The sequence below is a fragment of the Pectobacterium peruviense genome (assembly GCF_003312355.2).
In the GTDB taxonomy this organism is placed as follows: domain Bacteria; phylum Pseudomonadota; class Gammaproteobacteria; order Enterobacterales; family Enterobacteriaceae; genus Pectobacterium; species Pectobacterium peruviense.
The window spans coordinates 3,188,049-3,214,292 of record NZ_CP161826.1 but is presented as its reverse complement, the minus strand read 5'-3'; the positions used below and the strand labels follow the sequence as shown (position 1 = coordinate 3,214,292).

17 protein-coding genes and 1 tRNA gene are annotated in these 26,244 nt (G+C 50.2%); 3 read left to right on the top strand and 15 right to left on the bottom strand.

The annotated features are described in order from the left end of the window. Positions 1 to 116 precede the first annotated feature (116 nt). From DUT67_RS14520 to DUT67_RS14475, 10 genes are all read right to left on the bottom strand, one after another. Positions 117 to 192 (bottom strand) — tRNA-Asn (locus tag DUT67_RS14520). A gap of 142 nt (positions 193 to 334) precedes the next feature. Next, a complete protein-coding gene (locus DUT67_RS14515; RefSeq protein ID WP_048259423.1) occupies positions 335 to 1,597 on the bottom strand; it encodes an MFS transporter in 1,263 nt (420 codons plus the stop codon). A 143-nt stretch (positions 1,598 to 1,740) separates the two neighbouring features. Beyond that, the gene (locus DUT67_RS14510) at positions 1,741 to 4,863 is read right to left on the bottom strand and encodes a beta-galactosidase (protein WP_113631792.1); all 3,123 of its coding nucleotides are present in this window, start codon (positions 4,861 to 4,863) and stop codon (positions 1,741 to 1,743) included. 295 nt (positions 4,864 to 5,158) lie between these two features. Beyond that, positions 5,159 to 6,235 carry a LacI family DNA-binding transcriptional regulator gene (locus tag DUT67_RS14505; RefSeq protein ID WP_113631791.1) on the bottom strand — a complete coding sequence of 359 codons (1,077 nt, stop codon included), beginning with the start codon at positions 6,233 to 6,235 and terminating at the stop codon, positions 5,159 to 5,161. 179 nt (positions 6,236 to 6,414) lie between these two features. Further along, complete coding sequence (gene fbpC, locus DUT67_RS14500; RefSeq protein ID WP_189339470.1) at positions 6,415 to 7,473, bottom strand: ferric ABC transporter ATP-binding protein; 1,059 nt, start codon at positions 7,471 to 7,473, stop codon at positions 6,415 to 6,417. 5 nt (positions 7,474 to 7,478) lie between these two features. After that, complete coding sequence (locus tag DUT67_RS14495; protein ID WP_113631789.1) at positions 7,479 to 9,557, bottom strand: iron ABC transporter permease; 2,079 nt, start codon at positions 9,555 to 9,557, stop codon at positions 7,479 to 7,481. Between the two features lie 186 nt (positions 9,558 to 9,743). Further along, positions 9,744 to 10,778 carry an ABC transporter substrate-binding protein gene (locus tag DUT67_RS14490; protein ID WP_011093077.1) on the bottom strand — a complete coding sequence of 345 codons (1,035 nt, stop codon included), beginning with the start codon at positions 10,776 to 10,778 and terminating at the stop codon, positions 9,744 to 9,746. A 231-nt stretch (positions 10,779 to 11,009) separates the two neighbouring features. Next, on the bottom strand, positions 11,010 to 12,335 hold the full coding sequence (gene uhpC / locus DUT67_RS14485; protein WP_011093078.1) for an MFS transporter family glucose-6-phosphate receptor UhpC: 1,326 nt from the start codon (positions 12,333 to 12,335) through the stop codon (positions 11,010 to 11,012). An 88-nt stretch (positions 12,336 to 12,423) separates the two neighbouring features. Beyond that, positions 12,424 to 14,001 (bottom strand): MASE1 domain-containing protein, encoded by a 1,578-nt coding sequence (locus DUT67_RS14480; RefSeq protein ID WP_113631787.1) that lies wholly within the window; start codon positions 13,999 to 14,001, stop codon positions 12,424 to 12,426. Between the two features lie 3 nt (positions 14,002 to 14,004). Further along, positions 14,005 to 14,634: a response regulator transcription factor gene (locus DUT67_RS14475; RefSeq protein WP_048259466.1), complete on the bottom strand. Its 630-nt coding sequence runs from the start codon at positions 14,632 to 14,634 to the stop codon at positions 14,005 to 14,007. A 244-nt stretch (positions 14,635 to 14,878) separates the two neighbouring features. Here DUT67_RS14475 and DUT67_RS14470 point away from each other — a divergent pair, with 244 nt between their 5' ends. Together DUT67_RS14470 and DUT67_RS14465 are read left to right on the top strand one after the other, a co-directional pair. After that, positions 14,879 to 15,694 (top strand): MetQ/NlpA family lipoprotein, encoded by an 816-nt coding sequence (locus tag DUT67_RS14470; protein WP_113625577.1) that lies wholly within the window; start codon positions 14,879 to 14,881, stop codon positions 15,692 to 15,694. Positions 15,695 to 15,907: 213 nt separating this feature from the next. Further along, positions 15,908 to 16,852: a polysaccharide lyase gene (locus tag DUT67_RS14465; RefSeq protein WP_048259431.1), complete on the top strand. Its 945-nt coding sequence runs from the start codon at positions 15,908 to 15,910 to the stop codon at positions 16,850 to 16,852. Positions 16,853 to 17,008: 156 nt separating this feature from the next. On the opposite strand, the gene DUT67_RS14460 is transcribed toward DUT67_RS14465, so the two are convergent. Then, positions 17,009 to 17,725, bottom strand: coding sequence for an aspartate/glutamate racemase family protein (locus tag DUT67_RS14460; protein ID WP_048259432.1), 717 nt, complete (start codon positions 17,723 to 17,725; stop codon positions 17,009 to 17,011). 219 nt (positions 17,726 to 17,944) lie between these two features. Between DUT67_RS14460 and hypT the strand changes: the two genes are divergently transcribed. After that, complete coding sequence (gene hypT / locus DUT67_RS14455; RefSeq protein ID WP_113625579.1) at positions 17,945 to 18,844, top strand: hypochlorite stress DNA-binding transcriptional regulator HypT; 900 nt, start codon at positions 17,945 to 17,947, stop codon at positions 18,842 to 18,844. A gap of 81 nt (positions 18,845 to 18,925) precedes the next feature. On the opposite strand, the gene DUT67_RS14450 is transcribed toward hypT, so the two are convergent. The 4 genes from DUT67_RS14450 to fdhF form a co-directional block, all read right to left on the bottom strand. After that, positions 18,926 to 20,230 (bottom strand): dicarboxylate/amino acid:cation symporter, encoded by a 1,305-nt coding sequence (locus DUT67_RS14450; protein ID WP_048259434.1) that lies wholly within the window; start codon positions 20,228 to 20,230, stop codon positions 18,926 to 18,928. Between the two features lie 662 nt (positions 20,231 to 20,892). Next, a complete protein-coding gene (locus DUT67_RS14445; protein ID WP_113631786.1) occupies positions 20,893 to 21,786 on the bottom strand; it encodes a GntR family transcriptional regulator in 894 nt (297 codons plus the stop codon). A gap of 109 nt (positions 21,787 to 21,895) precedes the next feature. Next, entirely contained in the window at positions 21,896 to 23,209 is a 1,314-nt protein-coding gene (locus DUT67_RS14440) for a CitMHS family transporter (protein ID WP_113631785.1), read from the bottom strand. A gap of 720 nt (positions 23,210 to 23,929) precedes the next feature. Further along, a complete protein-coding gene (fdhF, locus tag DUT67_RS14435; RefSeq protein ID WP_113631784.1) occupies positions 23,930 to 26,080 on the bottom strand; it encodes a formate dehydrogenase subunit alpha in 2,151 nt (716 codons plus the stop codon). Positions 26,081 to 26,244 lie beyond the last annotated feature (164 nt).

Below are 26,244 nucleotides of genomic sequence, written 5' to 3'. Positions count from 1 at the left end.
CTGATGCGGAGTGAAAACGGAATGTAGGCAGGGAACGCTTTGCACATGAATTTATTAAACAAAGTGCTGAAAAGCAAAAATCCCGCTTAAGTTGCCTTAAGCGGGATTTTCTAAATTGGCTCCTCTGACTGGACTCGAACCAGTGACATACGGATTAACAGTCCGCCGTTCTACCGACTGAACTACAGAGGAATCGTGTGAACGGGGCGCATAATAACGGCGTGTGCCGCGCATGTCAAAGGCGTAAACCACAAAATCGCACTGTTCGGTGAGAGAATGTTCAATCTGCCGATATTTTTGTCAAATACCGGCGTTTTATCGTGTCCTGCTGCCGCTAAAGTGTATTCACCGATGTTTTCTGTTTATCAGAAAAAGCATATAACGGCCCTTTTCCTGACAGGGTAAAGAGGGATATCGCCGTAAAAGAAAGGGCAATACCGCCTAAGATCAGATAAGTGCCATGGAAACCGATGCTGTCATACATATTGCCAGCAAAGATAGACATGAAAATGATCGATACCTGTTTAAAGAAGCAGAAGCACACTAAATAAATCGTCGCGGAGAAGCGGACTTCAAAAACGGTGGTAATGTATTTGAAGCAGCCGACAATCAGGAAAGGAACTTCGAACATGTGTAGCGTCTTCAGCACAATGACTTCCAGCACAGAGTCGGCAAAAGCAGAGCCAATAATCCGCACGGACATAATTGTACCGGCAATGAGCAGGGCATTTTTACCACCGATACGGTTCACAATAAGCGGCGCAAAAAACATGATGGTGGCATTAAGCAATTCACCCAGTGTTGTAACGTAGCCAAATACTCTGGTGCCTTCTTGCCGGGTCTCGAAGAATGAGGTGAAGAAGTTGGCAAACTGCTGATCGAATACATCATAGGTGCAGGAAACGCCAACAACATAGAGGGTCAGGAACCAGATTTTACGTTCTTTTAGCAGTTCGGCCGCCATTTTCAGGTTGAACGGTTTCTGGTTGGAGCCTACCTGATCGGCAACGATAGCGCTGGATGAGATTTCTGGTTTTGCCAGCAGCAACAGGATGGCGAGGATGACGGCACAGCCGGAGCCAAGCCAGAAAACAAACTGGTTATTGATGGTAAACATGATGCCGACAATAGAGGCGCAGAGCGCCCAACCGAGGCAGCCGAACAGACGTGCACGGCCAAATTCAAACTGACTGCGACGGCTGACTTTTTCGATATAGGCTTCAATGGCTGGTGCGCCGCCGTTGTTGATAAACCCTAGATAAATCCCGCCGACGATAGAACCTAAAACGATGTTGTATTTTAACAATGGGCCAAAAACATAGATAAAGAACGGAGCAAAAAACACGAGCATTATGGTGATAATCCATAGCAGGTGTTTTCTCAGACCTAATTTATCGGACAGCAAGCCAAATATAGGTTGGAATAGTAAGGCGAAAAAAGAAATACAGGCGAAAATGATGCCTGTGTCGCTTTTACTTATTTGATTAATATCATGAAGCCAAATAGGGAAGAAGGGAAAGTAAGCCCCCATGATGAAGAAATAGAAAAAGAAGAATAGACCGAATATCCAGAAATTTTTATTATGTAGGTAGTACATGTTGTCTTCTCCGATATGCATAATATCCGCAACATTTATTTTGATGGCGGATATATACTTGCTGGATACAACTGAGATTGAAAACCGCGGTACACCCGCGCTCTTTCGTTGTTTTTTAATACTGTTTTTTCATATCAATAGGGTTAGTGGTGTTGAATAGTGACGCGATAGTGATAATGCGTTGCCGTGAGTAAATCATCACAATGAACGCTGGGGCTCCAGGAGTCATCACCACCAATTCCCATATGGAAGCCATCCAGATTGAGCCAAACGCCTTTTTCCTTTTCTAATAAATGATAGTGGGTACATGTCATCAACTGTGTTAGCCCGTAGCGGCTTAGCCCGAAGTGGAAATTTCCGGTGATAGTCCATTTACCATATGTCAGTGAACGCGTGTTGCAGCGCAGCCCGTTCTCCGATGGGAAAATGTAGGGCGTGTGAAGGTCATCCAACGGCAGATTCCAATGCCCATGCTGTGCCGCGAGCTGTCGGTCGGGATAATTTTCGTGTGGTCCAAGTCCGATCCAACTGACCTGAGGCTCGACGTCAGCTAATTGGCAGCTCAAGCCGACTCTGGCCAGTGACGGAAGTACCGTACTGACATCAACGTCGACATCGACGGTCATCACGCCACCGGTATCAATCTGCCAGCGTTTTTTACTCCGTAACAGAACCTGCCCCGCATGGCGGAATACATGCTCGGTGACAATGTGCACGGCATCGGTGAGTTGGTCAGCCTGAATCGCGACACACTGCGTCTGCAATTGATAAAGCCCTGCCGATTTCCAGCGTTCGGCCCAGGCGCGTGGGTCGATGCGGTCAACCTCACTGATACCGATGTCGTTATCCAGTGGAGCCCGAACGAATTGATCCTGCAAGGGAGTCAACAGTGCTGGAGTACCAGTTGTCCACCACTGCTCTAGCCAACCGCTCTGGCGGTTAAATCGCCAATGTTGTTCGCCCTGAACAACGTCAAAATAGGTATCTGATGTTTGCAGGACTGGTGGTTTTTTCTGCCCAGAGCATGATGCCTCGGGCATATGAAGCGGTGTAGGGAGTTGCCACTGATCCCAGGCACTGCGGTGGTTTGCTTCCGACCAGGCGGTTTCTCTGGGTTGCACGACTTCAACATTGAGCCAAAGCTCCCCTGTGCGATCGGTTGTGGGAAGTGACTCCAGCAGCGTCAGTGTTTGAGTAGCTTGCGGGGCGAGCCTCAGCGGCAGCGAACCTTCTGCTAGGATCTTATCGTCTAGTGTAATGTGCCAATTCAACTGCTCGTTGTCCGTATGACGGAACAGGTATTCACTGGTAACGCGTAATTCACAGGGGGATTCAGCCTGCCAGACGAATTGAATATGTTGCTGTGCGCGTTGCGCTTCATACAGGCTGGGATGTGGAGTGCGATCGGGGAAAAGTAGGCCGTCTAGACAGAACTGGCGATCGTTCGGCATGTCGCCAAAATCTCCGCCGTACGCCCAGTAGGCATTGCCTTGTTCATCATGGTGGATCAGTGCCTGATCGACCCAATCCCAGATGAATCCACCCTGTAACCGAGGATATTGCCGGAATGCTTTCCAGTAGCGGGCGAATCCCCCCAAACTGTTGCCCATCGCGTGCGAGTACTCACAGAGGATGAGTGGCCGATGTTCGCCCGGCATGCTGATCCATTTTGTGATCGACCATTTGGGTACGCTGGGGAAGGGCTGATCTTCATCAACACGGGCGTACATTGGGCACACAATGTCGGTCGCACGACTATTCGCACCGCCACCTTCGTAATGCACGGGGCGGGTGGGATCGTGGCGTTTGATCCACTGGTAAAGCGCATCATGGTTTGCGCCGTAACCGGATTCGTTCCCCAATGACCAGATAATGATGCAAGGGTGATTTCGATCGCGCTGCACCATCCTTGATACGCGCTCGCTGTAGGCTGGCAGACACATGGGATCGTCTGACAGACGATTCATCGGCTGCATACCGTGCGTCTCAATGTTCGCTTCATCCACCACATACAGGCCATAGCGATCGCACAGCCGATACCACAGCGGATGGTTGGGGTAATGGGAGCAGCGCACCGCGTTAAAATTATGCTGCTTCATCAGCATAATATCGCGCCGCATCGTATCTTCATCCATCACCTGACCGTTCTGCGGGTGATGTTCATGGCGGTTAACGCCGCGGATTAGCAGCGGTTTACCATTCAGCAGCAGCAAGCCGTTGCTAATTTCAACTTTTCTGAAGCCGACATCATAGGCTTCCGCTTCGAGCAGCTCGCCTTCTGCCGTTTCCAGTGCGATGACGGCGCGATACAGATGCGGTAGCTCGGCGCTCCACAGATCGGGTTGTGGTACGTCAAGACGGAGGGCGGCCTTGTCGTGGTAGGCACCACGCTCATCCACAATGTCGCCACCGAACGCCTGTCGTGTCTCGCCAATGAGGTTATTACCGCGCCAGAGCTGTGCATGTATGCGATGGTTTTTGGCTTCAGACTCGGAGAGTGTTGCCTTTACCTGAACATCCAGTGTGCCATGGCGGAAATCGGCGCTTAGCGGCGTAGTGAGTTGAACATCGCTAAGATGAACCGTCGGTTTATGTAGAAGTGTGACGTCGCGGAAGATACCGCTCATACGCCACATATCCTGATCTTCCAGATAACTTCCGTCAGACCAGCGTAACACCATCACCGCCAGCCGGTTCTCTCCTGCTGTCAGATAGCGACCAATATCAAACTCCGCCGGTAGACGACTATCCTGCGAATAGCCGACCCAGTGGCCGTTGCACCAGAGGTAAAACGCGGAATTGACGCCATCAAAAATAATCCGTGTTTGTCCGCTGCTGAGCCAGTCATGATTGACTTTAAAAGTGAGCGAGTAACAACCGGTGGGATTATCTTCTGGAACATAGGGTGGGTTAACGGGGATCGGGTATTTTACGTTGGTGTAAATCGGTGTGTCATAGCCCTGTAACTGCCAATTGGAAGGAACCGGAATGGCAGTAGAATCAGGTAAATTTTGCTGTAGCCAGCTTTCCGGTACGGCTTCGGGGCGAGTGAAATAACTAAACATCCACTCGCCATTCAAGCGGCGAAGACGCTGAGACGGCTCATCTTGATGCGCGGCAGCCACGCTTCGCCAACTGTTGAATGGAGGATGAGCAGGGAGCCTTTGATAGTTGGTACAAGCTGGATTTTCCCAATCACGTCGAGCAAGAATTTCTCGCAGCGTGGCGTGATGCCGTGTTGGATTCGGTAGAACGGTATCGCTCATGATGGCTTTACTCCTGAACGTCTTGAACCTGTCATTGTGGTTGGATGATTTAAATTGTTATCCGCTCACAATTTATGTTTTCCATAACATATCGACTTGCCAAAGTGAGTAAAGAGGAATGTGGCAATAAAGTGGAAGCGATCACAAAGATCGTTTGCAAAACAAATGAGATAACATCGAATTTGGAAAGCGGTGCGCAATAAATCAACAGGGATGAAATGGTAACTTGTTGTTTATAAGATAATTTTGTTATGGTTTAGCCGCTGTGGTGATAACGGTGTTGTTGTGTAACGGGTTACAAACGCTGGAGCTGGCGTGTAATGTCCAACAGGTTTTTGGTGAGTTCTTGCAGAGAGGCATGGGTTGATGAATGGATGGCGGTGCTATGGCGTACGATCAGTTCGGTGGGTAACAGCAGTGATGTGCTCTGTGTAGGATCGCGCAGCGTAGCGAGCAAACGGGTGACGCCTTCTTTACCTAATAGCCTGAAATCCTGGCGAATGGTCGTCAGTGGCGGGGTGTAATAAGCGCTGTCCTGAGTATCGTCAAACCCGATCACCGACATCTGTTCCGGCACACGCAGGCCATATTCGTGCAGCGCGCGTAGAACGCCAAGCGCCATTTGATCGTTCGCGACAACAATGGCGGACACACGCAGGGATTGTCCCAGCAGAGCCAGTGTTTGGTGATAACCAGAAGCGGCGCTCCAGTCACCGTGCAATACGGAAGCGGGGGATAATTGCTGTTTTTCCAGCTCGGATATCCAGCCTTCATAACGTAGGCGTGCGGAAATCGAGGTCATTGGCCCAGTCAACAGAGCGATATGTTGATGCCTCAATTCCACCAGATGCGCGATAGCCAACCGCGCACCGTGGTCAGGATCGAACATGACATTGAGTATGTCGGTATGGGGATCGGCATCCATAAACAGCACGGGCGTATCAGCACAAGTTTGGCTAATGTGGGCGACTTCATCCGTTGATAGCGGAACATTCACGATGACGCCACTAACTCGCTGAGAAAGCAGGTCGTTAACGGCGTTATTGCAGGTGTTGACATCCGAACTGCTCAGCATGGACATCACGATGTTGATCCCCAACTGGTTGGCGGTGCTCTTAATCGCAGCGGCAATTTGTGAAGGGGCGTGCAGTGAAAGATCGGTGGTTACCAGCCCCAGCGTGGTGATGGTTTTCCCTGCTAGCTGCTGCGCGACGCGGTTAGGTGTGTAATTCAGCGCCGCCATCGCCTGTTCCACTTTACTGCGAGTACGAGATGAAACGTGAGGTGCTTGATTCAGCACTCGAGAAACCGTCTGATAGGAAACCCCTGCGTACTCGGCGACATCGTTTAATGTGATGGGTTTCTGTTTCATAGCGGCTATTCCGTGCGTGAAAGGCCATTATCATAGCAAATCGCGTGGGGAATCCGTAACAGGTGTGTGTATTCTGGCGTAATTGAGGCTGGTTAACATGAAAGTGTGCCAGAGCTGGCTTGTCAAAAGTAACACTGGGAGCAAATGCTCCCAGTGCGTGATGGATAGGTATCCGATATTTACTGTTCGGAGAGGACAAACATACCGTAAGGGTGAATTTGCAGATAGTAACTGTCGCCCGGATTCGGCTGAAGCTGAGTGGCATTAACCTGCAACAGCATCGATTGGCCGTGCCAGTCCACCTGCACTTCATACTGCGGCCCCATATAGGCGACCTGCGTGATGGTGCAGCGCTGGCTTTCGTCACCCTGATGGCTGAGTGTTATGGCCTCAGGGCGAATACCGACGGTCGATTCACTTAATCCTGCAGCAAACCCCTGCGGACGCGGAATGAGGTAGCCATAGATATTTACGCTGTCTGCCGTGAAGGTAGCAGGGAAGATATTGGCGTCCCCCATAAAGCTGGCCATGAAGCGTGAAGCGGGCTGGCGATAGAGTTCCTTCGGTGCGCCCAATTGCATGATTTTGCCTTTGTTCATCACCAGAACCATGTCGGACACCGCAAAGGCTTCGCTCTGATCGTGCGTGACGTACAGCGAGGTGATGTTGAACTGCTGCTGAAGCTCACGGATTTTCTCACGCATACTGCGGCGCAGGTTGGCGTCAAGGTTACTCAGTGGTTCATCGAACAGCAGTACTTTAGGTTTGAGGATCAGCGCACGCGCCAGAGCGACACGCTGTTGCTGCCCACCGGAAATTTGGTCGACATAGCGATCTTCAAACCCTTCCAGATCGACCAGCGCCAGCGCTTCTTTCACGCGTTGATTGATTTCTGCCTTTGGGCGACCGAGCATTTTCAGCCCATAGCCGATGTTTTCGCCCAGCGACATATGCGGGAAGAGGGCGTAAGACTGGAACACCATACAGATATCACGCTGTTGAATCGAGCGCTCGGTGACGTCTTCGCCGTCGATGAAAATTTGGCCTTCTGTCGGTTTTTCCAATCCGGCAACCGCTCGGAGTACCGTGGTTTTACCGCAGCCTGATGGCCCTAGCAGCGTGACCATTTTTCCCTGTGGGATAGCCAGATTCAAATCATCAATGACGGTGTTGTTGCCGAAACGTTTAGTGATGTGCTTCAGTTCGACAAAGCTTTTTTCAGTATTCAAGGTAATCACTCCGCTTAGGCATTATTCTTGGCTTTCGTGCGGGAAACCCGCGCTTCACCGACCAGATAATCGAACAGGAAAATAATGGCCAGCATGACCACAATCAGGATGGAACCGTAGGCAATCGCCATACCGTATTCACCGTCTTCCACGCGGTTAAGAATGTAAGACGTGGCGACGCGAGTATCCGGTGTAACCAGAAAGATAATGGCGCTGACGGTGGTAATTGCACGTACGAAGCTGTAAATCAGTGCGGACAGAATGGCCGGACGTAGCAGCGGTAGCAGAATATAAAACACCGTGCGCATCGAACCCGCCCTCAGGCTGAGTGACGCTTCGTCCAGTGATTTATCCAACTGCCCCAGCCCAGCGATACCGGCGCGAATACCAACCGGCACGTTACGCATGACCATCGACATGATGACGATCACCGCGGTTCCCGTTAAATAAACCGGCGCGCTGTTAAAGGCCAGGATGTAAGACACACCGGCAACGGTGCCCGGCACCGCAAAGCACAGCATGGTGGTGAACTCGATAGCCTTCTTGCCGTAGAACTGCTGGCGCACCACGATGTAGGCGATAAGCAGCCCGAACAGTGCCGTAATCGGTGCGGCGATACCCGCGAACAGTAGTGTATCCAGCAGGGAAGGCCAGGCGCCGTCGCTAAAGCCTTGCCCGAACAGCTTGCTGAAGTTTGCCAGCGTCAGGGTGTAGTCCACGCCCCAGTTAACGGTAAAGCTGCCGTAGAAAATGCTGCCGTATAGCAGAACGTTAAAGGCAATCCATACATAAAGCAGGATGCTGACGATCCATACCAGAGAAACGGGCAGCGGTTGCACATCACCCCGAGAGGATTTGCCGGAAATCGTGACGTAGGAGCGTTTACCGATCCACAGATATTGCACGCAGAATACGGCCAGTGAGAACAGCAGCAGGACAACGCCGAGCGTACTGGCTGACTGGTAATCCAACTGTGCACCCGTGATATAGAAGTAAATCTGGGTAGCGAGTACGTCGAAGTTACCGCCTAGCACTAGCGGGTTACTGAAATCGGCCAGCGACTGGACGATCACGATCAGGAACGAGTTAGCCAGCGCCGGTTTCAGCAGGGGCAGGAAAACCCGCTGGAAGGTTTGATAGCGGTTGGCACGCAGCGTGTAAGACGCTTCTTCCAGTGACGGATGAATTGTCTTCATCGCGCCTTCGAGAATCATAAACGACATCGGCGTGAAGGCGAGCACCTGCGCCAGCCAGATGCCAGTAAAGCCATACAGCCAGTTGGTGTTCGTCAGACCAAACCAAGTCACCATCAGCTCGGTGATATAACCGGAGCGGCCCATCATCAGCGTCACGCCTAACCCGACGACAAACGGTGGCGTAACGATAGGCAGGATGGAGAAAATGCGGCCGATAATTGCGGAACGTCGTGCAATACGCGAGGTATAAATCGCTAGCACCATACCGAAGAAGGTGCAGCCGATACCGACGGCAACCGACAGCAGGAATGAATTCCAGATCACCCGTAAAATGTGGGCCTGACTTAGAATCTGCATAAACGACAGCGGCGCGAATTCACCACTGTCGTTGGTGAACATCGGAATGAAGATGGCGATGCTGGGGTAAAGAATAAACACGCTAATCAGCGCGATGATGCTGATGAGCGAGCCGATGACGAAGCGATCGCCACCTAGCCAGTCAAGCCGCGAGAGCGCCAGCGTAATAATTGCACTCAGCGCAACAAACAGCCCAAGGGTACCATAGCCCATGCCACGGCCTTCAATGGTCGCACTGATGACCACGAAGAGGGCACAGAACAACGCATAAGCCGCATCAAAACGGTGGCGACCGCGCTGTTCCCGGCTGGGCGTAAGCAGTGGACGCGCCAGTAATCCTAACGGGAGCAGAAACCAAAGCAGGCTGATATTCAGGTTCGACCAGCTGTAGGCCGCCAGCAGTTCATCGCGTGAGGCATCGAGCAGGCCATAATCCAGGCTCCACGCTGGCAGCAGCAAAAATGTCGCTGCAATCAGCGCCAGCCACAGGAAAATGGGATCCCGTTTAGGCGTCGGTGAGAGAGTTAGTGTGTGTGACATGATGGTTCCCTGGTGCGTGCAAGTTTTATCGAATTGTTTTATGAGATTGAATCGTCACAGGTATTGGTTGGTTAATAATATTGAGTAATGGTTAATCAGCGATGCTGGGAGCACTGCGCTAAGCGAAACGCGCGTATCGCAGTGCTCCCGTTCTTTTTGCAATCAATCAAGGGCAATCAATCGAGATTATTGGCCCATTTTGACTTCGTTAACCCACTTGGAAATCAGCTCTTTACGCACGTCTGCCGCGCCGTATTTATCCATGTCGTAGTTGATCAGTTTCAGATCCTGCAACTTCAGCGACAGCGGGGACGCTTCAGCAGTGGTGTTAGTCAGAATCTGGTAGGACTGCCCTTTCTTCCAGGAGAGTTCTTGTGCTTCTTTTGACAGCGCCCAGTCAACGAACAGCTTGGCGTTATCCATATTGCGCGCGCCTTTCAGGATGCTGACGCCGCCAATCTCATAACCAGTGCCTTCACACGGGGAGATCAATGCCAGCGGTGCGCCTTTCTCTTTTTCCAGCGAGTAGTCGTGCAGGAAGCCAATGCCGATAGCGGTTTCGCCACGCGCGGCGTTACGTGCGGGGGCAATACCGGATTTGGTGTATTGCGATACGTTGGTGTTCAATTTCTTCAGATAATCAAAGGCCTGATCCTGACCCCAAAGCTGGGAGAAGGTCGCCAGTGCGGTATAGGCTGTACCGGAACTCTGTGGGTCAGCAATCTGAATTTCGCCTTTGTAGATAGGGTTGGTCAGATCTTTCCAGCACTGTGGCACCGGCAGATTTTTCTCTTTCAGGCGATCGGTGTTAACACCGAAGCCGAGAATGCCGACGTAAACCGCAGACGAGTAGTTGCCTTTACGTTTAGCGGGATCGCGGAACTGCGGCATGATCTGATCAAGGTTTTTAGACTGATAGGGTTCCAGCAGATCCATTTCGCCCGCTTGAGACTGCGGATCCAGCGTGCCGCCGTACCAGACGTCAGCCTGTGGGTTCTTCTTCTCAGCATCGACTTTCGCCAGCGTGCTGCCGGAACCGTTGCGGATAAAGGAGGTTTTAACATTGTGTTTTTCACCGAAGGCCTTGGCTTCCTCCTCGCAGAAGGCGTTGGTGGCGCTACAGTAAATGACCAAGCGACCTTCAGCCCGAGCGGTAGTAGTGGTAACGGCAGCAACGGTCAGTCCAGCGGCGATGAGGGTCGTTAAGGTAGTCAGTTTCATGATGTTTTCCTTTGTATATCCCCGTCATACTTCAAGTTGCATGTGCGTTGGCAATACTCAGCTCATCTCTGAGCCTCGCCCTCACGGGCCACCGCAAGCGGCGTTCAAATCGGCTAGCCGATTTGTCCTCGCTCACCCCAGTCACTTACTGGAGTAAGTTCCTGGGGATTCGCTGTGTCGCCGCCTTCCTGAAACTCGAATTATTTAGGGTATAGTTATCGATTGTTATTGCTATTTTGATGTCATCAAACGTTCCCGGCGGCTGACACCAGCCATCAGCAACGGCATCAATAACAGTCCGATGCAGGCTGAGGCCAACGCCAGCAGAGTAAAAAATCCCGACCATCCGTAGTGTTGCAGCACCTGTGCTAGCGGCCAGCCCGCCAGCGCCGCTCCCAGATAGGCAAACAACGCCAGAAAACCTGTCACCGTGCCTGCGGCATCCTTATGGCTGTATTCCGTCGCAGCCAGACCGATCAACATCTGTGGTCCAAAAACAAAAAAACCGATACTGAAGAAACAGGCTGCGAGCAGCGAGTAGTGGTGAATCGGTGCCAGCCACAGCGCGGTCATGGTTAAAAATAGTCCGAGTGCAAACAGCAAAATCATCGGTGCGCGTTGACCACGGAACAGCAGATCTGAACCCCAACCGGCAAACAGCGCTCCCAGCAATCCACCCAGTTCAAACAGCGACAGCGTGGCATTCGCGCTGAGCAGGTTGAAACCGTGGCTCTCCGACAGCCAGATGTTTCCCCAGTCATTCAGTGCGATGCGAATCAGGTACACCAGAATGTAGGAAAACCCGAGCAGCCAAATGGTACGGTTACGCAAAATCGCATCGCGCAGAATCTGACGCATCGGCATCGGCGGACTCTGCTGCTCCTGACGAAGCTCCAGCGCGTCGCGTCGCCACTGACCGACGCTTGGCAACCCTTGCTGCTGCGGTTTGTCGCACAACTGCCAACACAGCCATAGCCCGATCACAATCCCGATAATGCCCGGTACCAGCAGCGCCGCTTGCCAGCCCCATTCGGAAGCCAGATAGCCTGCGAGTAAGGGAACCGCCGCGCCGCCGATGTTGATCGATGTATTCCAGCATCCCCACCAGAGGCCGCGCTCATTGCGCGAATACCAACTGCTCAGCAGTCTGGCGCAAGGAGGCCAACCCCAGCCCTGAAAGAAACCGTTTAGCGCCCAGACAATCAGCAAACCAGTGAGCGACTGGCAGTACATGAACAGAATGTTCAGCACGCCAGTAATCATTAGCCCGACACCCATAAACCAGCGCACCTGAGTGCGATCGCACACGATGCCGGAGATAAATTTGGACGCGCCATAACAGAGATAAAACAACGTCCCCAGCAGACCGATATCGCCTTTGCTTAACCCTAATTCCAACTGCATCACCGGCATGACGAAGTTGATGCTTTTACGCGTCAGGTAAAACGTGGCGTACCCGATGACCATGGAAATCAACAACCGCGGTCGCCAGTAGCGATAGCGCTGACTGATTTGTGTTGGTGAAAGCTGTCCCTTGGGAAACATGGGTGCCTGCATGGGGTTCTCCGTCGCGTTGAGAGAAGAGTAGGGGATGCGAATTAAAAAGGATGAGACAAGGTTTTAGATGGCTAGGAATAATTCCTAGTTAGTCGTCTTTTTGTTTAAATTTTGTGGGCAGGTTAACAATTATGTGTGTGCCACGCGGCGCAGCGGGTTCACCGCTGATGGCGGCTTTCACCAACCAATTTCCACCCAGCGCCTGCACGCGTTCTTCAATACCCCGTAGTCCGAAGCCGCCGCCTGTCGAATGTGTACTGCCTTTTTGTGCGATGCCCACGCCGTTATCAATGACGTCGAGCGTAATCAGGTCATCCTGCTGGCTGAGACGGACGGTAATCTGCGTGGCGCTGGCGTGTTTGTTGATGTTGTTGAGCAGTTCTTGCACCAGCCGATAAAGCGTGAAAATTACCACGTCATCATGAGGGGGCGTTGGGAGCTGATAATCCAACTGAAACTGGATGCCGCGAGCCGCAAAGGCGAACTCATCCGCTAGATGATGCAGCGCTTTATCCAGTACCATTTCATCCAACACCGGCGGGCGCAGTTGGCGCAACAGCTGGCGTGTGGTGTGGTGGATTCGTCGCGACAGCTCGCTGATTTGTCCGGCTGCATGTTGCGCCGCATCGGCAGGCGCACTGTGTTTCACCAGCATGGCCTGAATTTGAATCGCAGTGATGTTTTGGCCGATATCATCGTGTAGCTCGCGCGCGATATCTTTGCGCACGGCCTCTTCGGTATGGATGATGCGTTCCATCAGCCGCCGCCGGGTTTTTAGCTCCTGTTCCAACTGCTGACGATAGCGCTGGAGCCGCTGTGCCAGCTGTTGCTGACGGCTGATGGCAATCCCCAACCCAATGCCGAGCAGCGCCTGCGTAGAGAGAAACAGCTCCAGCTCGCGCAGGTCATCAAACGCTCCGCTCACTTGGCGCGTGACGGCAATCATCAGGCTGCCGAGTACCGCGGACAGTACGCCGCCTTGCCAGCCGAATTTATACGCCATCACCACATTGGGCAGAAAAACGAAGATCAGCAGCAGGCGTTCCATCTCGGGTGTGAACGCCATTTGCAGGCAAACGCCGATAGAAAAAAACAGCGAGCACCAAATCAGCAGTGAAGTACGCAGTGGTGGATCGGGGATCTCCTGTGCCAGCAAGGTCTGCAAATGCTGCTGCTTGATGTATTCGTACAGCAGATAGATGAACGGAATCAGCAGTACGCCGCCGGTAAACGTGGCAAGCAGTGTTTGTGTCAACTGCGAATGTAACCAGGGGCCGATAACGATACCGTGAAGAAGGGTGTTAAGCGTCAACGCCGCTAGTAACAGCAGCAGTCGTTGCCAATAAAGTGTATAGCGATGCCAGATTTTATGCGTGATGACCGCGGGAATCAGGCTCAGAAAAGGGGAAAGCAGCAATAGCGAACGCGTCATCAACTGCTCGCTGATAAGCCAACTCTGGATAGCGATTTCCGAAAGTAGCAAGGTCGGCCAGTATTTGCGCGGCAGCAAAATCATCAACGCCAGCCGCAGCCCTTGCGGTAACAGCAGCGTCGCCTGCTGGCCGTTATTGCTCAGATAGAAACTGATGGTCCATAGCGCCAGCCAAATCAGGCTGTAGAAAAAGGCCAGAAACAGCGTCATACCGATGACGTGCAGGCGGCGCATGGTTTATTTCCCGGCCAGCAACTGGTGTTGCAGCGCAAAGTGCACCAGTTCTACCGTGGATTCACACTGTAATTTACTGAGAATATTGGCGCGGTGAACATGAACCGTCTTATGGCTGAGCTCAAGTTGTTCAGCGATGCTTTTGACGCTAATCCCGTTGACCAGCAGGCTGAATATTTCCCGCTCGCGTGGAGTCAGCGTCAGTAACTCCTTCGGTGGCTGCTGCTGATGACGAATGGCGTGCAGCGCGTCGGCGCAGAGGTAAAGGCCGCCGCTGCTGACCACGCGAACCGCCTGGACTAGCTCTTCCGGGCCGCAGCGCTTCGTTAGGTAGCCGCCCGCGCCTGCATCCAACGCACTTTGTACAAATGCAGTGGTGTCATAGATGCTCAGAATAATGGCGCGAAAATTGGGGCGCTGTTGACGTAGGCGGGTTAATAACGACAGGCCGCTTTCATCCGGCATAGCGATATCAATCACGGCAACGTCAATCGGCTGTTTGAGCAAATGCGGCCACGCTTGCGCCGCCGAGGCATATTGTCCCACTACCTGAATGTCATTCTCTAATGTCAGAAGCTGTGCAAAGCCAGACCGTACAACGATGTGATCGTCAACCAAAGCCACATTAATCATGGTTTCGCCGTGTGAATCCAAAGTCATCAAAGTGTCATAATGCGGGGGAATGCAGAGGCGAGCAATAGTAGATAATTAAAATGGAATCGGCTTAACAAATTTACCTCACTTATTGATCGAATGATGAAAGGCATATTGATAGAACGCGGAGTTATTTGACTCATTTTATCGAGAGACATACTGTTTTTCTCTTTAAATCCGTGTAGTTAGAAATCGATGTATTTAAGGTGTCAGGTGAAACAGAATGATGAATAAATGGCGTATAACGCTGGTGGCGGGAATGGTCACAGCAGCAATGGCGTTGACCGCATGCGATAACGAAGGTAACTCTGCCAATCATATTAAAGTCGGTGTGATTAACGGCGCTGAGCAGGATGTCGCTGACGTCGCGAAGAAAGTAGCAAAAGAGAAATATAATCTGGATGTCGAGCTGGTCGGGTTTAGCGGTTCGCTATTGCCGAACGAGGCAACGGATAAAAGCGATCTGGATGCGAACGTATTTCAACATCGTCCTTTCCTGGAACAGCAAAATCGCGAACACGGTTATAAACTCGTGGCGGTAGGGAACACCTTCGTTTTCCCGATGGCAGGCTATTCTAAGAAGATCAAAAACATCAACGATCTGAAAGACGGCGATACCATCGCGATTCCTTTCGATCCTACTAATCTGGGGCGAGCGCTGTTATTACTGGAGAAAACCGGATTAATTACCCTGAAGCCGGACACGGGTTTATTGCCGACGGTACTGGATATCACGACCAATCCACACAACCTGCGTATTATGGAAGTGGAAGGTGCACAGTTGCCACGTTTGTTAGACGATCCGCAAGTGACGGTGGCGATCATCAGTACGACATATATTCAGCAAACGGGCTTAACACCAACCAAAGACGGTATTTTCATTGAAGGTAAAGAATCACCGTATGTGAATATCATTGTGACCCGTGAGGATAATAAAGAGGCGGAGAACGTGAAGAAATTCATTAAATCCTATCAGTCTGATGAAGTTGAGCAGGCTGCTGACCGTATTTTTAACGGTGGTGCAGTGAAAGGCTGGTAATATACATTTTGGTGCTGCCATTTTACTAAAAGATGGCAGCGCATTAATTAATAGTTGAATTATTCGCAAGGTTGTTTTTTTATTAAACTCAATTAATAAGCTTAATGAAATCCCTTATATACACTCTTTAATTGTCGGCGATGTGTTATTTATTATCGATTAAATAATGCATCGGAAGACACTACTATTCACTAATTGTAAAGAGGGATATTTATGGCTTATCCAACAACAAACCTTACTGGGATTATCGGTTTTGCAAAAGCAGCGAATGTTACCGGAGGGTCGGGCGGTAAAGTTGTTACGGTAAATTCTCTGGCCGATTTTAAGTCTGCCGTGAGCGGTTCCACAAAAACCATCGTGGTGCTTGGAGCATCACTAAAAGCATCAGCCTTGACCAAGGTCGTATTTGGCAGCAATAAAACCATTGTCGGTTCTTTCGGCGGGGCTAATGTACTGACTAATATTCACCTACGCGCTGAGAGCAATTCAGCTAACGTTATTTTCCAGAATCTGGTTTTTAAACATGATGTCTCTATCAAGGACAATGACGATATCCAGCTGTATCTGAACTACGGTAAGGGATATTGGGTGGACCACTGTTCATGGCCGGGGCATACGTGGAGTGATAGCGACGGCAGTCTCGATAAACTGATTTATATCGGTGAGAAAGCGGATTACGTCACGATCAGTAACTGCTTATTCTCAAACCATAAATATGGCTGTATTTTCGGCCATCCGGCAGATGATAATAATAGTGCATACAATGGCTACCCACGTTTGACCATCTGCCACAACTATTACGAAAATATTCAGGTTCGTGCGCCAGGCCTGATGCGTTATGGTTATTTCCACGTATTCAACAACTACGTCAATAAATTCAATCTGGCCTTTACGGTTGCGCAGAATGCCAATGTGCTTTCTGAACGCAACGTATTTGGCACCGGAGCTGAAAAGAAAGGCATGGTTGATGATAAAGGCAATGGTTCAACCTTTACGGATAATGGTAGTTCACCGGCAGCGGTGGCGAGCAAATCACCGGCGGCTAAATGGACGGCATCATCTAACTATTCATACAGTTTGATGACAACCGCGGCGGCTAAATCCTGGGTTGTTTCTAATTCTGGGGCGCAAAGCAGTGCGCTGAAATTTCCGTCATAATTATTAACCGTTTTTATTACGATCTTGTCTGCTTAATATTTTATTAGGGATTGAAACTCATTAAATATTGAGTATGTCGCAATATGCCACTCGGCGAACATGTTAATGTCGAGTGGCATATTTATTTAAATTATTTAATATAAAAGCTAAGGCTAATTAAGCGGCGATATTATTTTTCTGGTTGTGGGTGAAATACCACTCAACCGTTTTCTTGATTAACTCTTCCGTGGCATCGACATAGTGCTGTGGTGACGTTCTGACTTCCTGTTCCAGAATCAGTGGAAGCTCGGTGCAACCTAAAATGATTTTCTCGACGCCAGCCTGCAATAGGCGATCTTTTACCGGCGACAGCATGCTATAGGCTCCAGCAATATCACCGGATTTATAGGCATAGATACTTTCCATTACCTGGTGTTGGTCAGCATCATCCGGCGTGTAGCACTCAATATTATCGTTTGTCAGGTTGTCCTGATAAATTCTCGCTTTCACTGTCGCTGTCGTTGCTAATAAGCCGACTCGTGTGGTATTGGCATTCCTAATTGCCTGACAGGTCACATCAATAATGCTGATCATCTCCGCGCGGCACTGTTGTTTTAGTTCATTGAACCAATAATGTGCGGTATTACACGGAATAATGATGCACTCAGCGCCTGCATTTTCGAGAATTTTCATATATTGCAGCATTTTACCCAGCGGTGAAGCGCTGTGCTGAAGAATGCACTGTGTTCTGTCTGGGATATCAGGAATAGAAACCGCAATCATTGGAATGTGGTCTTGATCCCGATACGCTGGCGTGTTTTTGATCAATTTTTGCATCGCATCGACGGTGGCGCCCGGCCCCATACCACCTAGAATTCCCACGAGACTGTTCATGCTGTTAACCCTGTAGCATTATGAAATTAAAAGGATAATCGCATACTGCTGGGCAATGTGAATTGCTAAATTCCCATCTGCTATGTATGATTTGCATAACTATTGGCATCTCTATGCTTTTACTGGGTTTAACGGTGCGCGGTGGGAAGTATCTTTGTTGACGATGTAAAACACGGGTATAGGAAAAAACATGGCGCTGAGCGTGTTGAGTGAGGGGTGATGCTAAACAATATCGAAACCAAGTGGCTCTATGACTTTATCATGTTGGAAGAGCACCGGAGCTTTACGCTGGCTGCCGAGAAGCGGAATATCTCTCAATCCTCATTTAGCCGGCGCATTCAGGCGCTGGAAGCGGCGGTCGGGTTTGATATTTTCGACCGTAGCGCGCTGCCGCTGCAATTAACCGAACAGGGTCGCGTGTTCCACGCCTATATCCGCAATACGCTGGACGACTTGGAGTATCAGCTCAATAAGCTGCACGGTGGGGATAATTACAAGAATAAGATCACCATTGCGGCAGCGCATTCGCTGTCGGTATTTATCATGCCGGAGTTGTTAAAAGACGTGCCGGACCCGCAGGAAAAAATCTTCTATGTCGAATCGATCGATGTGGATGAAGCGGTGCTGAATCTTAAAGAAGGGCGTAGCGACTTCATTTTCTCGTTTTACAATGAAGATCTGATGGGCGAGCCCTTTATGCACGAGAAGATACTGGAATCTCGGCTTTATCCGGTTTGCGCGTGCGACAGTGCAGGAAAGCCGCTGTTTGATGTGAGCGCCTCATCTGTGCCGTTGCTCAACTATACCGAGACGAGCTATATGGGGCGTCAGGTCAGCCGTTACTTATCCAGCGTCGACAGCGATAAGTTCACCGTCAATTTTGTTTCTTCCATGAGTGACTTGCTCAAACGTATGACCAAGAAAGGGTATGGCATTGCCTGGCTGCCGGACTATTCGATTCAGGAAGAGCTGAAAAATAAAGAGCTGGCGATCCTGAGCATGGAAAATGCCGTGATCCGCATGGGTGTGTATCTGTATCGCCTTGATGCGCGACTGAATGTGGCTTCCGAGAAATTCTGGCGCTATATGAAAGGGCTGTCATCGACGTCCGGACTATAAACGTCGCGATAATATCATTGTACGACGAGAGATAAAAAAATAGCGACCCGAAGGCCGCTATGATGAAACACTCATTCAGCATTAGCTATTTTGCGTGGCCTGCTGAGGTTCCTTATAGGCGACGACCTCATCGGTAACCTCTTCCTCATCATCGTGGATGTCTTTTTCCAGACTGGCCACAACGGCGGTAGAGATACTGTTACCAATGACGTTAGTTGCAGTACGACCCATATCCAGGAACTGGTCAATACCGATGATCAGCAGAATACCGGCTTCCGGCAGGCTAAACATTGGCAGCGTTGCGGCAACCACGACGATAGAGGCACGTGCTACGCCCGCCATCCCTTTACTCGTGATCATCAGCGTCAGCAGGATCAGGATTTGCTGGGTGAGGCTTAGGTCGATGTTGTAAGCCTGTGCGATAAACAGAATCGCAAAGGATTGGTACATCATGGAACCATCAAGGTTGAACGAGTAACCCAGTGGCAGCACAAAACTGGTGACTTTTTTCGGTACGCCGAATTTGGTCAGTGCTTCCATGGTTTTCGGGTAAGCGGACTCGCTACTCGCGGTAGCAAAGGCCAGCATGGTCGGTTCACGAATCAGTTTCGCCAGCGTCATGATGGCTTTGCCCAGGAACAGGTAGCCAACCAGGAACAGAACGCCCCACAGCACGGCCAAGCCGAGATAGAACTCACCGATCAGTTTACCGAAGTCGTAAAGCAGTCCCAGGCCTTGTGTGGTAATCGCGGAAGCGATTGCGGCAAACACAGCAATAGGTGCCAGCGCCATCACGTAGTCGGTCACGCGGAACATCACTTTGGTCAGTTCTTCGATCATGGAAATGATCGTGGTCGCGTGTTTGTTTTTGCCTTTTACATAGGCAAGTGCGGAGCCGAAGAACAGAGAGAAAACCAGAATTTGCAGGATTTCATTGTTCGCCATCGCTTCTACGATGCTTTTCGGGAAGATATGGCTGATGAAACTCTTAAGCGTAAACCCGTCTGTATTCAGGCCAGTCGCAACCTGCTGTACCGGGATTTCGAGATTCATGCCTGAACCAGGTTGGAACAGGTTCGCGAAGAGCATACCGATAAGCAGAGAAATAAATGATGCGCTGACAAACCAGATCATGGCTTTCATACCGATACGGCCAACGGCAGAGGAGTTTCCTCCCATGCTTGCCAGGCCAGAAACCAGCGTAGCGAAGACCAGTGGTGCGATGATCATTTTAATCAAGCGCAGGAAAATATCGGTAACCATGTTGAAATAAGATGCAACTTCTTTTGCTCGACTGCCATCAAGATACTGATGGCAGGCCCATCCGATTAATATCCCCAAGACGATAGCCAAGACTATCTGTACAAGTAACTTCTGCCTTTGCATATAAACCTCATGTTGATGAATTGATTCAGACAACACAATATTATTGCCGCGTGATGGTTGGTGCTTTCCCTGAATACACCAAGCCCTCACCCGAACCTGTTATTGGGGTGTTGTGTCTGCCCGCCGATATTACAACGATTCTTGCTTTTTACATTTTTTTTCTACGGATTGTTATGTAATTGTGATCTTTGTCATGCGAAAAATGCATGTCCGCACCGCTTGTAATGATAAATGGGGATGTGGTGCGCAGATCGCGTAAAGCGTGAGTTATTTATTAATTCATTATTAAACAATATCTTAGTTTGTTTTTTTTGCGGTAAAGGCAGATGAGCTAAAGTGTTGAAGTAGTGTTGCTAATGATATGTGGCTATACATCAATAAAACAGATGGTGAATTACTTAAAGATTAAGTAAAAATAAAAGAACAATTAACGAAAACTTTATATACATGCCATTCTATGAAGAAAATAATTTTTTAATTATTTAAATCGTGACTTTGTTTTTTGTTTCCTGGGTTTTATTTTTTTGCTGTTGATGTGGAGCTTAATTATTGTTCTATGTGTTTCTGTTTGTAACTACCTGGGCGTTTAAGGTGTTTAAAATGGTGTTTTTTATTTTTTAAACATATGTTACTGATGATTTGAGACCTCGCTGTTGGTTATTTCACCGAAAGAGATCAATGCTCACTTTATTGTGGCATGCTTTTTCCAGGTGTTTTTTCATCCTATCTGCTGCACTTTCGATCTCTCCCCGTTGCAGGCAATCAAGAATGACCAGATGTTCGGCAATCTGTTCCAACCTCTTGGGGTTGAAGACGGGACTGCCTTGCCGATATTCCACCAGGCGCCGTAATTGATTGATTCGCTGTAGACTATGGTGGGCGAAGCGGTTGCCGCTACAGGCGAGCAGCGTTTCATGAAAGTGCGTATTGGCATCGAACATTTCATGGGGCGTGAGCGTCAGATAACCGCCATTAAGAATATCTTCCTGCTGCTTACGGCAGGCGTGAAGCGTGTGCGGATCGATATGGAACTGCGGGGATAGCAGGCTGACTGGCTCAACCAGCAGGCGAAAGGTGAAACTTTCCTCATAGGCCGCGACGGAATCGATAATCGGCGTGGTTCGCCAGCCTTGACCAGTACGAAACTCTAGCCAACCTTCCTGTTGAATACGCGTCAGAACGTTACGCAGCACGGGGCGGGATACTTGACACTCTCGCATGAGATCCACTTCTGAAAATTGCTCGGGTAACCGCCGTGTGAGGCGCATATCGACAATCTTCTGGTAGAGCGGATCTTCGCTGCTGGCGGCTAATTCGGCGACTAATTGACCCAGTTCATGAGCATGGCGGTCGAGGTAAAACCCTCGGTTGCGATGGTAATGCAGCATACCTCTTGCTGTCAGATATAGTAGCGCAGCCTTGACCGGTGTGCGTGATGCGTTCAGCTCCTGCGCCAGCGATGATTCGATCAGGTGAGCGCCGAGTGGCAGTTGCTCACGGCGAATATAGGCGACAATCTGCCTGACAATCCTTGTCTGTAGTGGAGTTAAAGCCATCGCTATCCTGCTATGTCGTTTAGGGTGTTACGGAGATATCGCTGTGCTCTTGCCTGCAAGGATCGCCTGCTAGCTGAATGTGCTCCGGCTAGACCGGAGCAATCCTGACTCACTGGTGATAGAACGGAAACGCGCCGAAGACAATACCACCGACCAGCAGCGACAGACTGACAAAAATCGCCCATTTGATCGCAAAGCGTTGGTGATCGCCGATGTCCACTTTTGCCAGACTGACCAACAGATAGAGCGACGGCACCAGCGGGCTGAGCAGGTGGAACGGCTGGCCGACTATCGAGGCACGGGCGATCTCTTCTGGCGTAATACCGTAGTTGATCGCTGTCTGGGCGATAACCGGTAAGATTCCGAAATAGAACGCATCGTTGGACATCAAAAAAGTAAAGGGCAGGCTAATGAGCGCCGTGAATACGGCAAGGTACGGCCCGAAACTCTCTGGTATCACCTGTAAGAGACTCTTCGCCATCGCATCGACCATTCCCGTTCCGGATAAAATTCCGGTGAAAATCCCAGCGGCGAAAATAAGTGATGTCACCGCCAGCACGTTAGCCGCGTGTGAACCGATTCGCGCTTTTTGTTCTTCCAGTTTCGGGTAGTTGAGCATGACGGCGATGGCGAAGCCGGCCATAAATAGCACCTGAATGGGTAGAAGGCCGATCACCAGAAACACCAGAAGCAGGGTGGTAAGAATAAAGTTGGGCCAGAACATTTTAGGGCGGCGATTAGCGTCGCTTTCTTCGTCACTGCCGTTGCCCAGATTGATCGAAACATTCTGGAAGTTGCTGACATCAATGATCCCCAAGCGTTTACGCTCCTGAAGACCCAGAAAAACGGCGACGCCGACCAGCGTCAGGCTGGCTAAAATAATCGCGGGCAGCATGGGAAGGAATACGTCCAGCGCATCCACGCGCAATGCGGCGGCGGCGCGCGCCGTGGGTCCTCCCCATGGTGAAAGGTTCATTACCCCGCTGGCAATGTTAACCAGACACGTTAACCCCAGCACGTTCATGCCCAGCCGTTGATAAAGCGGTAGAAAGGCAGCAATTGCTATCATGTAGGTGGTGGTACTGTCACCATCCAGCGCGACCATCAGCGTTAATACGGCGGTGCCAACCAAAACTTTTAGCGGATCGCCTTTGACCAAACGGAGAATGAAGCGCACCAGCGGATCGAACAGCCCTGCATCGATCATTATGCCGAAGTAGAGAATAGAAAATGTCAGCATAACGCCAGTGGGTGCCAGTGTTTTGATGCCGTCCAGCATCATCGCGCCCAGTCCCTGATAGAAACCCGCGGCTAGCGCAAACAGCGTAGGGACAAGAATCAGCGCGATAAGCGCAGACATTCGCTTGGTCATGATCAGGTACATAAAGCAGATGACCATAGAGAAACCGAGAATAGTGAGCACAATATGTCTCCTGTTTTTATTATTTCCCAAATAATTTACTGCCTTTCTCTGCGGCAAATTGAAGGCGCTAAAAGCCATGCAGTTTTTATAACCACATATCGAAAGGTATAAGGTCTGGCTATTTCCCAACGTCAGAGACGTTTAGGATAATACGAATGAAGATAGGAGATTAACTTCCAGGGTCGATACGCATAATCAATGACAAATAATGAGGGAGCAATAAGGTAACGGTAATCGGTAACATAAACGACCTCGATTCGAGCAATAATAATATTCCTTTTATCCCTGTCAGTTGCCATTTAATCGATTGTTTGGTAATGACTTTACGCGTAATGCGGATGATTTTAACATCACGGCTAACAGGGGCTCTTTTTGTTAAAAACAAATTAAAGCATTGTAAAATGAAACGCAAATTGCGCTAAATTGGAATAAAAAACAATTGAACGACAGGAAGGTCGGTGATAGCCAACATAATTTTAAAAGATAAACAGAGATGTGAAAATTTAATTTCTGCGTAGAAAACTATTAGCGATTAACGGAAATTCATCCGTTTTCATTAATAAATATTTACAAGATGAGATAGGAGAATAAAGACATTATCGGTGAGGAGACTTAAACGCTGTCTAAACCGGCGCTTATTTTCTGAATCACTCGAACGTTCTAAACCCAATAATTACCTAGTCGCCACGTAAAAATTCGCGACGGCTTAGGTAAGGGAGATTAGCTGACGTTTTCTGCGGTGGTACGCAGGCGATCTTTCAACTGGCTGTATTCCTGCTGAACGTAATTCTCCGCTGCCTGTTGATCGTCAATGGCTTCCAGCTTTACGGCGCAGTGTTTGTATTCCGGCGTTTTGGATACTGGATCGAGATGATCCAACGTCAGCTCATTGCAGGCACCGATCCACCACTGGTAAGTCATATAGACGGCACCTTTATTGATGCGCTCGCTGACGGCAACGCGAGAAATAACCTTGCCGCGCCGCGATGAGATCCAAACCAGTTGCTGATCGTCTATGCCTAAACGTTCAGCGTCATACGGGCTAACCTGTACGTAGCCGGGTTCATCCGCCAGCGTTTGCAAAGCGGTGCAGTTACCCGTCATGGAACGGCAGGAGTAATGGCCGACTTCGCGCACGGTGCACAATACCAGCGGGTAATCTTCATCCACCAGCTCCATCGGTGGCCGCCATTCGGCAGTTAGCAGTAGACCTTTCCCACTAGGGCGATCGAAGTGGTTGCCTGCATATAGCCACGGGGTGCCGGGGCTGTCTTCCGTCGGACATGGCCACGGCACATAGCCTAATCCGGCCATTTTTTCGTAGGTCGCGCCGTAATACAGCGGGCAGAGTTGCCGCAGTTCGTCCCAGATTTCCTGCGTATTGTTGTAGTGCATCGGGTAACCGAGAGCCGTCGCCATCAGGCTGATGATTTCCCAGTCGGGTTTGACATCGCCCTGCGGTTCTACGGCTTTATAAAAACGTTGGAATCCTCGGTCAGCAGCGGTATAGACCCCTTCGTGCTCGCCCCAGGATGTTGCCGGTAAAATGACATCGGCAATCGCGGCAGTTTTGGTCATGAAGATGTCTTGTACGATCAGTAACTCCAGCTCGTTGAACGCATCGCGCAGCATCGACAGATCTGGCTCGGTTTGCAGTGGATCTTCGCCCATTACGTAATTGGCTCTGATTTTCCCTTCTTTTATTTTATGTGGAAGGTCGGTCAGCGAGTAGCCAATTTTGTCAGACAGCTCAGGCACGCCCCAGGCATCGGCAAATTTCGTCAGCGTCGCCTTATCCGTGACGTTTTGATAACCGGGGAACATATTGGGCAGCGCGCCCATATCGCAGGCACCCTGTACATTGTTTTGCCCACGCACCGGCCCGACGCCAACGTTCGGACGCCCCAAATTCCCCGTTAGCAGTGCTAAACCGGACAATCCTTTGACCACATCAACGCCTTGACCCCACTGCGTCACGCCCATTCCCCATAGAATGGTGGCGGACGGTGCGGCGGCATATATCCGCATCGCGTCTCGAATCAATTTTGGTGATAAACCGGTAATGTCGGCGACATACTCGGGCGTGTATTTTGCGACGGTCTGACTGAATTCCTCAAAGCCTTCGGTATGGCGGGCGACATAAGCTTTATCGTAGCGACCTTCGTTAATCAGCACGTTAGCAAACGCGTTGACCAGCGCCATGTTGGAGCCGTTTTTCAACGGTAGCCACAGATCGGCGATACGTGCGGTTTCAATATGGCGTGGATCGCACACGATGATTTTTGCCCCGCGTGCTTTGGCCTTCAGGATCCGGCGTGCCACGATAGGATGAGAGTCCGCGGCGTTATAGCCAAAAATCAGGATGCAGTCGGTCTTTTCGATTTCACAGATGGAATTACTCATTGCGCCGTTGCCCAGCGTGACTTGTAATCCGGCAACCGAAGGGCCGTGGCAGAGTCGGGCGCAGCAGTCGACGTTATTATTGCCGGTTACCGCTCGGGCAAATTTCTGCATCACGTAGTTGGTTTCATTGCCGGGGCCGCGAGACGATCCCGTATGCATAATCGACTCGGCACCGTACTTCTCTTTGATGGCTTTCAGTCGAGAGCTGGCGAAACCGATGGCTTCATCCCAGGAGACTGCTTCAAAGGGCGCCCCTTTTTGACGGCGGATCAGCGGTTGTTTCAATCGAGGCGTGAGAATCTTGGTGTCGTTGAGAAAATCCCAGCCGTAGTAGCCTTTCAGGCACAGTTCACCTTCGTTGGTGACGCCATTTGCCCCTTCCGCACCAACCACTTTGCCGTTCTCTACCAGCAGGTTAATTTTGCAGCCTGACCCGCAATACGGGCAGACGGTAAGCACTTTCTGCATGATTTTTCTCCAAAGCCGAGTTTGGGATCGTAAGAACTGCATTCTTGTAGCGGCGTATTGATGCAGTTGTTTAACCTTCGATAATCGCCGATAAAGAAAATTAATTTACTGATCGTGGTCATGCTCAGCGCGTGACAAATTGTCCTAACGCCTTGAGCGTTACG